General features: G+C 60.3%; 13 protein-coding genes and 3 tRNA genes. All 16 read left to right on the top strand.

Annotation, left to right across the window (positions count from 1 at the left end; all coding sequences use genetic code 11):
- Window positions 1–162 precede the first annotated feature (162 nt).
- The 16 genes from HV822_RS03115 to HV822_RS03045 all read left to right on the top strand — a co-directional run bounded on the left by HV822_RS03115 (window position 163) and on the right by HV822_RS03045 (window position 13,969).
- Window positions 163–438, top strand: a complete 276-nt coding sequence (locus HV822_RS03115; protein WP_238872236.1) for a hypothetical protein — start codon at window positions 163–165, stop codon at window positions 436–438.
- A 55-nt stretch (window positions 439–493) separates the two neighbouring features.
- On the top strand, window positions 494–673 hold the full coding sequence (locus tag HV822_RS03110; RefSeq protein ID WP_238872235.1) for a hypothetical protein: 180 nt from the start codon (window positions 494–496) through the stop codon (window positions 671–673).
- Between the two features lie 81 nt (window positions 674–754).
- Window positions 755–871: a cytochrome c oxidase subunit CcoM gene (gene ccoM / locus HV822_RS18180; RefSeq protein ID WP_318035914.1), complete on the top strand. Its 117-nt coding sequence runs from the start codon at window positions 755–757 to the stop codon at window positions 869–871.
- Between the two features lie 91 nt (window positions 872–962).
- Entirely contained in the window at window positions 963–1,604 is a 642-nt protein-coding gene (locus HV822_RS03105; RefSeq protein ID WP_238872233.1) for a tRNA-uridine aminocarboxypropyltransferase, read from the top strand.
- A gap of 122 nt (window positions 1,605–1,726) precedes the next feature.
- Entirely contained in the window at window positions 1,727–2,539 is an 813-nt protein-coding gene (locus HV822_RS03100) for an SDR family oxidoreductase (protein WP_238872231.1), read from the top strand.
- A 356-nt stretch (window positions 2,540–2,895) separates the two neighbouring features.
- Window positions 2,896–4,083: a thiolase family protein gene (locus tag HV822_RS03095; RefSeq protein ID WP_238872230.1), complete on the top strand. Its 1,188-nt coding sequence runs from the start codon at window positions 2,896–2,898 to the stop codon at window positions 4,081–4,083.
- Window positions 4,084–4,266: 183 nt separating this feature from the next.
- Window positions 4,267–5,250 carry a GlxA family transcriptional regulator gene (locus HV822_RS03090; protein WP_238872228.1) on the top strand — a complete coding sequence of 328 codons (984 nt, stop codon included), beginning with the start codon at window positions 4,267–4,269 and terminating at the stop codon, window positions 5,248–5,250.
- Window positions 5,251–5,336: 86 nt separating this feature from the next.
- On the top strand, window positions 5,337–6,536 hold the full coding sequence (locus HV822_RS03085) for an aspartate aminotransferase family protein (protein ID WP_396265137.1): 1,200 nt from the start codon (window positions 5,337–5,339) through the stop codon (window positions 6,534–6,536).
- A gap of 18 nt (window positions 6,537–6,554) precedes the next feature.
- Window positions 6,555–7,574 carry an arginine N-succinyltransferase gene (locus HV822_RS03080; RefSeq protein WP_238872227.1) on the top strand — a complete coding sequence of 340 codons (1,020 nt, stop codon included), beginning with the start codon at window positions 6,555–6,557 and terminating at the stop codon, window positions 7,572–7,574.
- A 1-nt stretch (window position 7,575) separates the two neighbouring features.
- Window positions 7,576–8,586, top strand: coding sequence for an arginine N-succinyltransferase (gene astA, locus HV822_RS03075; protein ID WP_238872225.1), 1,011 nt, complete (start codon window positions 7,576–7,578; stop codon window positions 8,584–8,586).
- Window positions 8,587–9,201: 615 nt separating this feature from the next.
- The gene (gene alaS, locus HV822_RS03070; RefSeq protein ID WP_238872223.1) at window positions 9,202–11,823 is read left to right on the top strand and encodes an alanine--tRNA ligase; all 2,622 of its coding nucleotides are present in this window, start codon (window positions 9,202–9,204) and stop codon (window positions 11,821–11,823) included.
- A gap of 71 nt (window positions 11,824–11,894) precedes the next feature.
- The gene (locus HV822_RS03065; protein ID WP_238872222.1) at window positions 11,895–13,130 is read left to right on the top strand and encodes an aspartate kinase; all 1,236 of its coding nucleotides are present in this window, start codon (window positions 11,895–11,897) and stop codon (window positions 13,128–13,130) included.
- A gap of 154 nt (window positions 13,131–13,284) precedes the next feature.
- Window positions 13,285–13,470: a carbon storage regulator CsrA gene (csrA, locus tag HV822_RS03060; RefSeq protein ID WP_022963267.1), complete on the top strand. Its 186-nt coding sequence runs from the start codon at window positions 13,285–13,287 to the stop codon at window positions 13,468–13,470.
- A gap of 59 nt (window positions 13,471–13,529) precedes the next feature.
- Window positions 13,530–13,620, top strand: a tRNA-Ser gene (locus HV822_RS03055).
- Window positions 13,621–13,717: 97 nt separating this feature from the next.
- Window positions 13,718–13,794 (top strand) — tRNA-Arg (locus HV822_RS03050).
- A gap of 98 nt (window positions 13,795–13,892) precedes the next feature.
- Window positions 13,893–13,969, top strand: a tRNA-Arg gene (locus HV822_RS03045).
- Window positions 13,970–14,116: the final 147 nt, after the last annotated feature.

The raw sequence follows: 14,116 nt of genomic DNA, 5'->3' as shown, positions 1-14,116 counted from the left end.
CGGCGACTTGCCTTTGGTCGACGCTGATGGGACAGTTAGGTTGGTTAAAAAATATCCAATTTGTGTGTTGCGTCACTTTCGTATGCTTAAAGCCAAGGATTTGGCAGTCGATACAACAGTGTAGTCGGTCGTTTTTTACGGAAGCCACTTAGGGGGTGGATCATGCTGATACCCGGATTACCGCCAGCTGGTGCCCAGAATGATGCGGTTAAAACCAGTCGCGAGGTGAAGCCCTCGGCGGCCAGTGAGCCGCTGCGGGATACGGCAACCCCTCAGGTGGAACGGCGCCACAGCGATCGTGGGCGCTGGCCGGACCGTAGGCGTGGCAAGCGCAAGGCAGGCACCCGGCGGGAGCCTCCCCCACAACAGGCGCAGGGGCAGGATGGCGAGGGGCTGGACCTGCCGGACAAGGGGCTGCTGGTCGATATTGAAGTTTGATAGTCTGGGCCTGGGCGCCGATAGTCGGTGCCTCCCTGAACCGATGAGTGGAGTCATGACCGACGAAAATCGCAGTGGTGATGTGATCGATTTGGGTGAAGCCCGTCGTCAACGCATTCACGATATTCACGATGCCCGGCTTGAAGCCATGCGCGATGCATTCGCCCGTGCGTTGCCGCTGCCCGCCGGCAGCAAGACCGGCAAAAAGAGCCGCGGCAACAAAAAGAAGCGGTAGCCCCGCTCTATTGATCCTCGTCAATAACCTTCCGGCCCGCTAGGCATAACCTGCAGTCATTGCCAATGCAGGAGGTGGGTTATGTACGTTGATGAAGCCGTTATTGCCGGTGTGCTTACAGTGGGTTTGATGGTGGCCTTTTTGGGCGGTGTGGGCCTGTTCATCTGGCGCGACGCGCACAAGAAAAAGACCAAGTAAGGGCAAGTCTGGTATGCGTGTCAGGCTTGGGGCCTGACCTGCGCGCGCTGCAAGCGGCATAATGGGTGACCACCGCTGTTGGTTATCCATTATGTCTGTCAACTCTTCAGCCGGCCGCGTTCGCTGCCGGGTGTGCGCTCGGCCACAGGCTCAGTGTCTGTGTTCATTGATTCCTCGTTTGTGGCCGGCAACCCAACTGCTGGTGATCCAGCACCCTGATGAAGCCTCCCATGCGCTCAATACGGCTCGGCTGTTGGTGCCGGGGCTGGTCAATGCCCACTTGCTGGTAACCGAGTCGTTGCAGCAGCACCCGGCCTGGTTGCGTCGGCTGCAGGACCCACGCTGGCGTAACGAGTTGCTGTTTCCTGGCGAGCAGGCGCAGGTCTTAGCGCCGGAGCCTGCAGACCTGCGTCCCAGGCGGCTGGTGCTGCTTGATGGCACCTGGCGCAAGGCGCGTAAGCTGGTTTATCTCAATCCCATTTTGCAATCGCTGCCGCAGGTGCGCCTGCCGGCTGGCCTGGTTAGTCGCTATCGTCTGCGCAAGGTGCCGCAGCCGGGCGCGTTGTCCACCATCGAGGCGGGCGCCGAAGCGCTCTCGATATTGCACGAGGGCTTTGACAAGCATGCGTTGCTGGCGCCCTTTGAAGCGTTGATCGAAGGACAGATTCGCGCTATGGGCCGAGCGCGTTATCAACAGAACTACCTGTCGGACACCGACAGCGCTGCCAAATAGGGTCGCGCATTCACAAATTTTATTATCCTCGTTTAGCGCTGGTGCCAGTGCGACGGCTCGCTAGACTGCCCAGAACAGGTCATCGCCTGTGCCACAACAAGAACAACAGGTAAGGGGATAGCATGCAAGCAACAGGACAGCGGGTGGTGATTACCGGTGCTGGTAGCGGCCTAGGTCGTGAGCTGGCGCTGCGCTATGCGCGCGAGGGCGCAAGGCTGGCGCTGGCAGATATCAACGATCAGGGGCTGGAAGAAACGCGCCGCATGGCAACCGCCGCCGGCGGGTGGGCCTTCACCCAGCGCTGTGATGTACGCGACTTCAGCCAGTTGGCGGCCCTGGCTCAGAGCTGTGATGAGCGTTTGAACGGGGTTGATGTGCTGATCAACAACGCGGGCATCGCCTCTGGCGGTCTGTTCTGGGACCTGTCGCTGGAAGATTGGGATTCGCAGATATGTATCAATCTGATGGGCGTGGTCAAGGGCTGCAAGGCCTTCATGCCGCTGTTTATGCGTCAGGGCAGTGGTCGCATCATCAACGTGGCATCCATGGCTGCCCACATCCAGACGCCGGGCATGAGTAATTACAACGTGGCCAAGGCCGGTGTGGTGGCGCTCTCGGAGAGTCTCTTGGCAGAGCTGCATCCACTGGGTATCAAGGTCAGCGTGCTGTGTCCGTCATTTTTCCAGACCAACCTGCTGGCCTCGTACCACGGGCCGGATACTCAGGCACGCGACGATATGGCCAAATTGCTGGAGAACTCCCCCATCAGCGCTGCCGATGTGGCGGATATCACCTATCGCGAGAGCGAGGCGGATCAGTTCATGATTCTGCCGCATGAGCGCGGGCGGCTGGCGCTGGAGCAAAAACGCGCTGATCCGCAGGTTATCTACGACGAAATGTTCCGTCTGGCGGCCAAGCGCGTGCCCGTCAACTGAAGGACGGTCCGTCGGCAGCCGTCTGTCGGCCGACTATGGCGTTTTATCAGTTGTGTCTATTGTGTTTCCTGTTGTGGCCTTGGGGCAGTATGCTTGGCGACCCTTAAGGAAGCACTGATTAATTCCACATGCCCTCTGGCGTTCAGGCTGGGCCGCATTCGGCGGGGCTGCAATCAAGGCGTGATTTCGAAGGCATGTCTAGACCTGTCGAGAAATCACAACGCAGAGTGCGGCCCAGCCTGAGCGCCCCGTAGGGCGAGCGCTCAAGCGTGCAGAGGGCTTGTGGAATTGATCGGCGCTTCCTTTAATGACGGGTTGCCCGTCTGAACCCCTAGGCAAGCAATGAGGTTATCGCAATGCGTGAAGTCGTAATCGTCGACAGCGTCCGCACCGGTCTGGCCAAGTCCTTCCGCGGCAAGTTCAACATGACCCGTCCGGATGACATGGCGGCCCACTGTGTCAACGCGCTGATTGAGCGCACTGGCATTGACCCCAAGATGATCGACGACTGCATCGTCGGTGCCGGCTCCAACGAAGGCGCACAGGGTCACAACATCGGTCGTAACGTTGCCGTGCTGTCCAAAATGGGCATCGACGTAGCCGGTATGACCCTGAACCGTTACTGCTCCTCCGGTCTGCAGGCCATCGCGATCGCTGCCAACCAGGTTGCTTCCGGCTGCTCCGACGCTATCGTTGCCGGTGGTGTTGAATCCATCACCATGACTGCCAAGAGCCGCAACACTGACAACTTCGTCAACCCGATCCTGGAAAAAGACTTCCCGGGCATCTACTACCCGATGGGCCAGACTGCCGAGATCGTCGCGCGCCGCTACAACGTTACTCGTGAGCAGCAGGACAACTACGCACTGCAGAGCCAGCAGCGTACTGCCCGTGCTCAGGCCGAAGGCCTGTTCGACGACGAAATCGTACCGATGAACGTCAAGTATCAGGTGCAGGACAAGGCCACTGGCGAAATCACCATCGTTGATGGCGTTGTTGCAGGCGATGACTGCAACCGCCCTGACACTACCATCGAAGGCCTGAACAGCCTGAAGCCGGTGTTTGCCGAAGACGGTTCCGTGACTGCCGGTAACGCCTCTCAGCTGTCTGATGGCGCGTCCATGACCCTGGTCATGAGCCTGGACAAGGCGCTGGAGCTGGGCCTGAAGCCGCTGGCCTACTTCCGTGGCTTCACTGTTGCTGGTTGCGAGCCTGATGAAATGGGCATTGGTCCGGTTTACTCCGTGCCGAAGCTGCTGAAGTCCCGTGGCCTGACCGTCGACGACATCGACCTGTGGGAGCTGAACGAAGCCTTTGCTTCCCAGTGCCTGTACGCTCGTGACTTCCTGAAGATCGACAACGAGAAGTACAACGTCAACGGCGGCTCCATCTCCATCGGCCACCCGTTCGGCATGACCGGTTCTCGTCAGGTGGGTCACCTGGTGCGTGAGCTGCAGCGTCGCGGCAAGCGTTATGGCATCGTCACCATGTGTGTTGGCGGTGGCATGGGCGCAACCGGCCTGTTCGAAGCCTATCGCGGCTGATCCGCGCGGCCGCATTTGCGGCTGTGTATAGAAGGGCGTCTCCCGCAGCGGGAGACGCCCTTTTTTGTTGCATAAAGCGGCCTTTTCTCCGGTGCTAGGCTGCCTGCCTTATGGCACAATGCGGTTTTGCTGACTCGGATAGGAACAGGCGCGTGGGCAATCACCATTGCGGGGCGGACAGAGATGGCGACTGAGCTGCGGCGAGTCGTTTTTGTGCTGCTGCCCGGTGCCCACCCCGGCAGCCTGATGCCGGCCCTGTCAGTCCTACTGTCGGCCAATCGCATGGCCGAGGAGCCCCTTTACCAGATCGAATGCTGCACGCTCGAAGAGCAGTCGGTGCGCGCGGCGGATGGCCTGCTATTACAGCCAGCGCCGCTGCAGGGCTGCGCTGCCGGGTTTAATCAGCTCTGGTTGGTGGCCGAGCATCTGCATGCGGTTGACTCGTTGCCTGATTGGCTGGCACCGCAGCTTGCCGAGTGGGTGGCAGCTGGCGTGCTGGTCGGTGGCCTGGAGGCGGGCGTCGCGGTGCTGGCGGCCTGCGGTGTACTCGACGGTGCGCGTTGTGCCGTGCACTGGCGCATGCTCGACGAGTTTCGCGAGCGCTTCCCGGACGTGGAAGCCGTCACTCAGCTATTTGTACAGAGCGCCAACCTGGCCAGCAGCAGTGGCGGTCTGGCCAGTACTGACTTGCTACTCAGCGTGTTGGCGCAGGAGCAAGGGCAGGACCTGGCGGCGCTGGTGGCCGAAGACCTGGTAATCGAGCGCACCCGCGATGGCAGTGAGCGTCAGCGCATGCCGCTGCGTAACCGCCTTGGCAGTAGCCATCCCAAGTTGACCCAGGCGGTCATCCTGATGGAGTCCAATATTGAGGAGCCGCTGACCACGGATGAAATTGCTCGGCATGTCTGCGTGTCACGGCGGCAGCTGGAGCGCATTTTCAAGCAGTACCTCAACAGCGTGCCGTCGCAGTATTACCTGGAGTTACGACTCAATCGGGCGCGCCAGATGCTACTGCAGACCAGTAAGTCGATTATTCAGATAGGCCTGTCCTGCGGTTTTTCATCCGGTCCGCACTTTTCCAGTGCCTATCGCAATTGTTTTGGCGTCACGCCGCGTGAAGACCGCAATCAGCGGCGGGCGCAGCAGGTGGCTGAGAGCAGTACCTGAATTGGGGTTGTTCGCCAGCGCGGACAGCCATGAACGCACATCGTGTTGGTGTGCCTATTGAAAGTAAGGAGATGACAGTGTCAGCAATGGTCGGTCGGTCCGATTTTGATCGGGTAATGGTCCCCAACTACGCACCGGTGAATATGGTTCCGGTTCGCGGCGCGGGCTCGCGTCTGTGGGATCAGAAAGGCCGAGAATACGTTGACCTGGCCGGCGGCATCGCGGTGAATGCGCTGGGGCATGCGCACCCGGCGCTGGTTGAGGCGCTGACCGAGCAGGCCGGCAAGCTGTGGCACGTCTCCAATATCATGACTAACGAGCCGGCGCTGCGCTTGGCCGACAAGCTGGTGCAGGCCACCTTCGCCGAGCGGGTGTTTTTCGCTAACTCCGGTGCCGAGGCCAACGAGGCCGCCTTTAAACTGGCGCGTCGCTGGGGGCATAACACCGGTGGTGCGGCCAAGCACCAGATTATCGCGTGCACCAACAGCTTCCACGGTCGCTCGCTGTTTACCGTCAGTGTCGGCGGTCAGCCCAAGTATTCCGAGGGTTTCGGCCCAGCCATGGGCGGCATCAGCCATGTGCCCTATCAGGACCTGGCCGCGCTGGAAGCGGCCATGTCCGATGCAACCTGCGCGGTGGTACTGGAGCCGGTGCAGGGGGAGGGCGGGGTGATTCCGGCCAGCAACGACTACCTGCAGGCCGTGCGCGCACTCTGCGACAAGCATCAGGCTCTGCTGGTGTTTGATGAGGTGCAAAGTGGTATGGGGCGCACTGGCAAGCTGTTTGCTTATATGCATAGCGGTGTGGTGCCCGACATCCTGACCAGCGCCAAGAGCCTGGGTGGCGGCTTCCCGGTTTCCGCGATGCTGACGACCACGGCGATTGCCGAGCATTTTGCCGTGGGCACCCACGGCAGCACCTACGGCGGTAACCCGCTGGCCTGCGCGGTTGCCGAGCGGGTGCTGGATATCGTCAATACGCCGGCCGTGCTGGACGGCGTGCAGCAACGGCATGAGCGCTTGCGTGCTGAGCTGGAAGCCATGGGCGCGGAGTTTGGCGTCTTCTCCGGCGTACGCGGCAGCGGCCTGTTGCTGGGGGCGGTGATGAGTGACGCCTGGCGCGGTAAGGCCAAAGACGTGCAGATGCTCGCGCAGGAAGAGGGTGTTCTGGTGCTGCAGGCGGGGCCGGATGTGGTGCGTTTGGCGCCGAGCCTGATCATTGATGAAGCCGATATGGCCGAAGGCCTGGCGCGCCTGCGCGCTGCGTTGCAGCGACTGGCCGCCTAGGCCCTGGGAGAGAACTGGATGCTGATGCTGCGTTTGGGCAGGACGGCGGACCTGCCACAGATTGAGCGCCTGGCGGCGGCGAGCCCGGTTGGGGTTACCGCGCTGCCGGCCAGTCGTGAGCGGCTGGCCGACATCCTGGCGGCATCGGAAGCCTCCATGGCTGAGGAAGTGACCTTCAGTGGTGAGGAGCGTTATTTTTTTGTTCTGGAAGACACCGCTACAGGCACGCTGGTTGGCTGTAGCGGAATTATCGCCGCCTCCGGTTTTCGCTCTCCGTTCTATACCTTTCGCAACGAAATGTTTGTGCATGCCTCGCGTGAGCTGGGGCTGCACAACCGTATCCATGTGCTCTCGCTCTGCCACGACCTGACCGGTCATAGTTTGCTGGTGGGTTATCACCTGAGTGAGGGTTATCACTGCCCTGAACTGCTGCAGCTCAATGCCCGCGGTCGTCTGCTGTTTATGGCCAGTCACCCCCAGCGCTTTGCCGAGTCCACCTCGGTGGAGGTGGTCGGTATCAGTGACGACCAGGGTAATGCGCCCTTCTGGGATGCGGTTGGTCGTCACTTCTTCGCTGTCAGCTACGCCGAGGCCGAGCGCATCGGCAGCGAGCGCGGGCGCGGCTTTCTGGCTGAGCTGATGCCGGGTTATCCGATCTACGTGCCCATGTTGTCTGACGAAGCTCAGGAAGTGGTCGGGCAGGTCAATCCCAGTGTGCAGGATGTGTTCGACATCCTGATGGATGAAGGGTTTGAGACCGACAACTACGTCGATATCTTTGACGGCGGGCCAGTGGTCAATGCACGTACCGCCATGCTGACCAGTGTGCGCCACAGTCAGCTGGCGCAGGTGGTGGTAGGTCAGCCGCAGGCCGGCGACAGCCTGTGGCTGGTCGCCAACACCAAGGTGTGTGATTTTCGTGCCTGTGCCTTGCGCTTCGACTGGCAGCCGGGGCAGCCGCTGCAGCTGGATGTGGCCACCGCCCAGGCCTTGCGTGTCGCCGAGGGTGATAGCCTGCGCCTGATTAGGGGAGACTGAGATGCTGGTACGGGCCGCCAATCTGGGGGATCTTGAAGCGTTGCTGGCGCTGGCGCAAAGTGCCGGTGCCGGGCTGACCACACTGCCGGCCAGCGAGGAGCGTCTGCGTGAGCGCTTGCAACTGATCGAACAGAGCTTCGCCGGGCAGGTGCCCCAGGCGGACGCCGACTACCTGCTGGTGCTGGAGGCAATGGACGGTCGTATTGTCGGCTCCAGTGGGATGCTGGGAGCAGCCGGCTTGCGCGAGCCCTGGTACAGCTACCGGATGGGGCTGACTGTGGCGGCCAGTGATGAGCTGGGCGTGTACCGGCAGCATCCGACGTTGTTTCTGGTCAATGACCTAACCGGCGCTACGGCGTTGTGTTCCTACTTCCTCGCACCTGAATTTCGCTCGGGCGACTCGCCGCGACTGCTATCGAAGGCGCGGTTCATGTTTATGGCAGACGCGCCGCAGGACTTCTCCGAGCGGGTGGTTGTGGAGATGCGCGGCCGCGCTGGCGAGAATGATCGCTCACCTTTCTGGGACAGCCTGGGGCAGCATTTCTTCCGCATGGACTTTGCCTACGCTGACTACCTGACAGGCTTGGGTAACAAGGCGTTTATTGCCGAGATGATGCCCAAGTTTCCGCTGTACGCCTGCTTTCTCAGCCAGGCAGCGCGTGATGCCATCGGGCAGGTGCACCCGGACTCTGAAGCGGGCCGCCTGGTGCTTGAAGAAGAGGGCATGCGCTATCAGGGCTACATCGACATCTTTGACGGCGGCGCCACCCTGGAGGCCCAGCGTGGACAGATTCGCGCTATCCGCGACAGCCGCACCCTGCTGCTGGCCATCGGTACGCCGGGCGATGAAGCCGAGCCTTATCTCATTTCCAATCGCGGGCGTGATAACTGCCGCATGATTGCCGCCCCGGCGCGCGTGGCTGCCGGCACCCTGGTGGTGGGTGCCGAGTCCGCAGAGCGCCTCAAGCTGCGCGCTGGCACTCTGGTTAGGGCGGTCGCGCTGAACGCCTGAGGGTCGCCGGGCTTGCTCGGTCGGTTTGCTCTGCTGGTCGGACGCGTTGGTCTTGCCAGCCCTGGCGATGGCGCAGTGAACCTCGCGGACTCTTCAGTGGTCGGAATCTATAGAAGGCATAGTGAATATCAACCGTGGAGGTAGGGTCTGTTAACGTTTCGTTCGCCCGCCTGTTGCGCCTGCAAAGCCGCCAATCAAGGAGCGAGGAGAGTAGTTTGTTCAGCACATCCCTGTGCTTCACCCCTTCGGGGCTGGCGCGCAAAGACGTTCCAGACGTTTTTGTGGTTATTCCAAATAAACGACGAGCGACGCTGAGTGGCGGCTTTACAGGCGCAACCCAGAGGGCCGGGGCCATTTTTCGGCCATGCTTCGTTGTCGGTCGCTTGTGTGGAATAACCACACTGCACTCCCTTCGCCTTGCCTGGCCGAAAAATGGCCTCCGGCAGGCGGGCGAACGAAACGTTAACAGACCCTAATGCATCTGCCGCTCTGATGCTTATATAATGCGGCTCTTTGCCAGTCTGGATGCTCCATCTGGAGCAGCCTCTCCACGCGGCGCAGACCGCGACATGCTCCCGACGTTCAGCTGGCCGACCCGTCTCTGGTAAGGGAATTATGAAAAGCGCAGACATCCGTGAATCTTTCCTCCGTTTCTTTGAAGAAAAGGGGCACACCCGCGTTGCCTCCAGCTCGCTGATTCCGGCCAACGACCCGACATTGCTGTTCACCAACGCCGGCATGAACCAGTTCAAGGACTGCTTCCTGGGCCTGGAAAAGCGCGCTTATACCCGCGCCACCAGCAGCCAGAAGTGCGTGCGCGCCGGCGGCAAGCACAATGATCTGGAGAACGTCGGGTACACGGCGCGCCATCACACCTTCTTCGAGATGCTGGGCAACTTCAGCTTTGGTGATTACTTCAAACGCGATGCCATTCATTACGCGTGGGAGTTTCTGACCTCGGACAAGTGGTTGAACCTGCCGCAGGAGAAACTCTGGGTCACCGTCTACGCCAGCGATGACGAGGCCTACGACATCTGGATCAAGGAAGTGGGTGTACCGGCTGAGCGCATGGTGCGTATCGGCGACAACAAGGGCGCGCCATACGCGTCTGACAACTTCTGGGCCATGGGGGACACCGGCCCGTGTGGTCCTTGTACCGAGATTTTCTTCGACCACGGCGCCGATATCTGGGGTGGCCCGCCGGGCTCGCCCGAAGAGGACGGTGACCGCTATATCGAAATCTGGAACAACGTCTTCATGCAGTTCAACCGCACCGCTGACGGTGAAATGCACCCGCTGCCGGCGCCGAGTGTCGACACCGGCATGGGGCTGGAGCGCATCAGCGCGGTTATGCAGCACGTGCATGCCAACTACGAGATCGACCTGTTCCAGAACCTGCTGTCCGCTGCCGCCGAAGCCATCGGCTGCGCGCAGGACAATGCAGCGTCGCTGAAAGTGGTCGCTGACCACATTCGTTCCTGCAGCTTCCTGATTGCTGACGGTGTGCTGCCGTCCAATGAAGGTCGGGGCTACGTGCTGCGCCGCATCATTCGCCGCGCTTGCCGTCACGGCAACAAGCTGGGCGCCAAGGGCGTGTTCTTCCACAAGATCGTCGCAGCGCTGGCGGCCGAGATGGGCGACGCCTTCCCCGAGCTGAAAACCCAGCAGGCGCATATCGAGCGCGTGCTGAAGACCGAGGAAGAGCAGTTTGCCAAGACGCTGGATCAGGGCCTGCGCATTCTGGAGCAGGATCTGGCCGAGCTGAAGGGTAGTGAGATTCCCGGCGATGTTGTGTTCAAGCTCTATGACACCTATGGCTTCCCGGTGGATCTGACCGGTGACATTGCCCGTGAGCGTGAGCTGACCATTGATGAGGCCGGCTTTGAGGCGGCGATGGAAGCCCAGCGCGAGCGCGCCCGTTCTGCCAGTCAGTTTGGTCTGGATTACAACGCGCTGGTCAAGGTCGACATCGAGACCCGCTTCCAGGGCTACGATGGCACCGAAGGGCAGGGCAGCGTTGTTGCGCTGTTCCGCGATGGTGAGCCGGTCCAGGCGTTGAACGAAGGCGAGAAGGGCGTGGCTGTGCTGGATCAGACGGCGTTTTATGCCGAATCCGGTGGTCAGGCTGGTGATACCGGTTTCCTGCGTGCTGATGGCGTACAGGCTGAGGTGTCCGACACCACCAAGGCCGGCAACGCGCATCTGCACCACGTTGCTGTTCAGCAGGGCAGCCTGCGTGTGGGTGAGCAGGTGCAGGCTGAGGTCGATGCCGGGGTGCGTCAGGCTACCGCGCTGAACCACTCTGCCACGCACCTGTTACACGCCGCCTTGCGCGAGGTGCTGGGCGATCACGTGCAGCAGAAAGGCTCACTGGTTGACAGCCAGCGTCTACGCTTTGACTTCAGTCATTACGAGGCCATCAAGCCCGAGCAGCTGCGTCTGCTGGAAGATATGGTCAACGAGCAGGTGCGCCAAAACTCCGCTGTTGGCGTTGAGCTTACCGACATCGAGACAGCCAAGGCCAAGGGCGCCATGGCCCTGTTTGGTGAGAAGTACGGCGATGAAGTGCGCGTACTGACCATGGGTGACGGCTTCTCCGTTGAATTGTGTGGCGGTACCCATGTATCGCGTACCGGCGACATTGGCCTGTTCAAAATTACCGCCGAGAGCGGCATCGCCTCGGGTGTACGTCGTATTGAGGCGGTCACCGGCGCGGGTGCGCTGGCCTGGGTGGCCGAGACAGAAGAGCGTCTGCGTGACGCGGCGCAGGTAGTCAAAGGCAGTCGCGACACCGTGCTGGACAAGCTGACCGCGCTGGTTGAGCGTAGTCGCCAGCTGGAAAAAGAAGTCGAACAGCTCAAGGCCAAGGCCGCGAGTGCTGCCGGCTCTGACCTGGCCGCGGCTGCGCAGCAGCTGGGTGGGCGTACGGTACTGGTGCAGCGTGTTGATGGTCAGGACGGCAAGGGTTTGATGGCGCTGGTTGACCAGCTGAAGAACAAATTGGGATCAGCCGCTATCCTGCTGGGTGGCGAGCACGAAGGTAAAGTGGTGCTGGTGGCTGGTGTCACCAAGGACCTGGCCGGGCCGCTCAAGGCTGGTGACTGGATTCGCACCACCGCCCAGGCCGTTGGCGGCAAGGGCGGCGGGCGTCCCGATATGGCACAGGGCGGCGGCACCGATGTCGCGGCGCTGGACCAGGCGTTGAGCGCAGCGACCGAGTGGGTTGCGCAGCAGTAGGGGAGGCGCTCGAACGAGTGCTTTTAGACGGGTCGGAAGGCCGACCGCTGGGTGAGGATTGACGTAGCAAAATGGCGCTTATTGTCCAGAAGTTTGGTGGTACCTCGGTTGGCAGCGTGGAACGAATCCAGCAAGTCGCCGAGAAAATCAAGGGCTTCAGGGAGCGGGGTGATGACCTGGTCGTGGTGGTCTCCGCCATGAGCGGGGAAACCAACCGACTGATTGATCTGGCCAAACAGATTCAGGCCGACCCCGACCCGCGTGAGATGGATGTGATTGTCTCCACTGGCGAGCAGGTCACCATCGGTCTGCTGGCTATGGCGCTGAAGGCAATTGGCGTAGAGGCTGTCTCCATGACGGGGCCGCAGGTGCGTATTCTGACCGACAGTGCTCACGGCAAGGCGCGCATTCAACAGATTGATGACGAGCGCATGCGCGGCGAGCTGGCAGCTGGTCGGGTTGTCATTGTCGCGGGGTTCCAGGGCGCCGACGAGAATGGCGCTATTACAACGCTTGGTCGTGGTGGTTCAGACACCACCGGCGTAGCGTTGGCCGCGGCGCTGAAAGCTGACGAGTGCCAGATTTATACTGATGTCGATGGCGTCTATACCACCGACCCGCGCGTGGTTGAGCGGGCTCGCCGGCTCGACCGCATCACCTTTGAAGAGATGCTGGAGATGGCCAGCCTGGGTTCCAAGGTGCTGCAGATTCGTTCGGTGGAGTTTGCTGGCAAATATGCCGTACCGCTGCGCGTGCTGCACAGCTTCAAAGAAGGCCCGGGCACCCTTATTACCCTCGAGGACAACGTATCAATGGAACAACCCGTCATCTCCGGTATCGCGTTCAACCGTGATGAAGCCAAACTGACTATCCGTGGCGTGCCGGACACCCCCGGTGTGGCCTTCAAGATTCTGGGGCCGGTCAGTGCTGCAAACATCGAAGTCGACATGATCGTACAGAACGTGTCGATGGATAATACGACCGACTTCACCTTTACCGTGCATCGCAACGAATTTCGCAAGGCAGAGTCTATTCTCAAGCAGATAGCCAGCGATATTGGCGCACGTGAAGTGGCGGCTGATGACAAAATCGCCAAGGTGTCTATCGTAGGTGTAGGCATGCGCTCGCATGCGGGCGTGGCCAGCAGCATGTTCGAGGCGCTGGCCGATGAAGGTATCAATATTCAGATGATCTCCACCTCTGAAATCAAGGTGTCGGTGGTCATCGATGAGAAGTATCTGGAGCTGGCAGTGCGTGCGCTGCATACCGCCTTCGGGCTGGATGCTCCGGCTGCCGAGGACGCTTAACGGCGTTGTCGGTCCCGGCTGACCAGCCTCGGCTGGTCAGTTACAAGGGCGCGGTTTCTGGCTGCCGTGTCCGCCTGCGTCGACTAGGGTCGCGTCAGGCTATTAGCCGGTTTTTTGCAGAGCTGTGTCCTGATCATTAGCAAGGAGAAATGGAATGCTGATACTCACTCGACGGGTTGGTGAAACCCTGATGGTAGGTGATGAAGTAACCGTGACTGTCCTGGGCGTCAAAGGTAACCAGGTGCGTATCGGTGTGAACGCGCCGAAAGAAGTCGCGGTTCACCGCGAAGAAATCTACCAGCGCATCCAGAAAGAGAAAGACGAAGAACCAAATAGCTAATTTTATTGAGTTTTTCGTTGCAATAATAAAATCGCGCGGGTAATATTCCCCGCGTGTTCGGAGAGGTGGCCGAGAGGCCGAAGGCGCTCCCCTGCTAAGGGAGTATACCTCAAAAGGGTATCGCGGGTTCGAATCCCGCCCTCTCCGCCATTTTTAGAGTTGTAGGTTTTGTTAGATGTTAGCTTTTGAATTTAAAAGAAAAAACATTTGACGAGGCGGTAAAAAAGCCTATAATTCGCCCCCACACGCACTCGTAGCTCAGCTGGATAGAGTACTCGGCTACGAACCGAGCGGTCGGAGGTTCGAATCCTCCCGAGTGCGCCATATAAAGAACCCACTGATTTCAGTGGGTTTTTTTTCGTCTTTACGATACAAAGCCTGATGACAAGGCTAAAAAAGTGCGTATAATTCGCCCCCACAACGCACTCGTAGCTCAGCTGGATAGAGTACTCGGCTACGAACCGAGCGGTCGGAGGTTCGAATCCTCCCGAGTGCGCCATATAAAGAACCCACTGAACTCAGTGGGTTTTTTTTCGTCTTCACGAAAGTGCGGCTGAGTTGCCGGATAAAGCCTGATAGGCTGATTGGCATGTCGCTGTGGTCTGCCCGCGCTGGCGGGTGTCGATTGGTCAAAGCCCACCTTGGG

Origin of the sequence: Halopseudomonas maritima (genome assembly GCF_021545785.1) — a bacterium.
Classification (GTDB): domain Bacteria; phylum Pseudomonadota; class Gammaproteobacteria; order Pseudomonadales; family Pseudomonadaceae; genus Halopseudomonas; species Halopseudomonas maritima.
Note: the sequence above shows the minus strand (reverse complement) of the source record. Positions and strands in the feature narration are given on the sequence as shown.

Excerpts from the sequence above, each read along its gene's own strand:
- HV822_RS03110 (WP_238872235.1), top strand. The coding sequence starts at position 494 with ATGACCGACGAAAATCGCAGTGGTGATGTGATCGATTTGGGTGAAGCC.
- alaS (WP_238872223.1), top strand. The coding sequence starts at position 9,202 with ATGAAAAGCGCAGACATCCGTGAATCTTTCCTCCGTTTCTTTGAAGAA.
- HV822_RS03090 (WP_238872228.1), top strand. The coding sequence starts at position 4,267 with ATGGCGACTGAGCTGCGGCGAGTCGTTTTTGTGCTGCTGCCCGGTGCC.
- HV822_RS03115 (WP_238872236.1), top strand. The coding sequence starts at position 163 with ATGCTGATACCCGGATTACCGCCAGCTGGTGCCCAGAATGATGCGGTT.
- HV822_RS03085 (WP_396265137.1), top strand. The coding sequence starts at position 5,337 with ATGGTCGGTCGGTCCGATTTTGATCGGGTAATGGTCCCCAACTACGCA.
- HV822_RS03095 (WP_238872230.1), top strand. The coding sequence starts at position 2,896 with ATGCGTGAAGTCGTAATCGTCGACAGCGTCCGCACCGGTCTGGCCAAG.
- csrA (WP_022963267.1), top strand. The coding sequence starts at position 13,285 with ATGCTGATACTCACTCGACGGGTTGGTGAAACCCTGATGGTAGGTGAT.
- HV822_RS03080 (WP_238872227.1), top strand. The coding sequence starts at position 6,555 with ATGCTGATGCTGCGTTTGGGCAGGACGGCGGACCTGCCACAGATTGAG.
- HV822_RS03105 (WP_238872233.1), top strand. The coding sequence starts at position 963 with ATGTCTGTCAACTCTTCAGCCGGCCGCGTTCGCTGCCGGGTGTGCGCT.
- HV822_RS03100 (WP_238872231.1), top strand. The coding sequence starts at position 1,727 with ATGCAAGCAACAGGACAGCGGGTGGTGATTACCGGTGCTGGTAGCGGC.
- HV822_RS03065 (WP_238872222.1), top strand. The coding sequence starts at position 11,895 with ATGGCGCTTATTGTCCAGAAGTTTGGTGGTACCTCGGTTGGCAGCGTG.
- astA (WP_238872225.1), top strand. The coding sequence starts at position 7,576 with ATGCTGGTACGGGCCGCCAATCTGGGGGATCTTGAAGCGTTGCTGGCG.
- ccoM (WP_318035914.1), top strand. The coding sequence starts at position 755 with ATGTACGTTGATGAAGCCGTTATTGCCGGTGTGCTTACAGTGGGTTTG.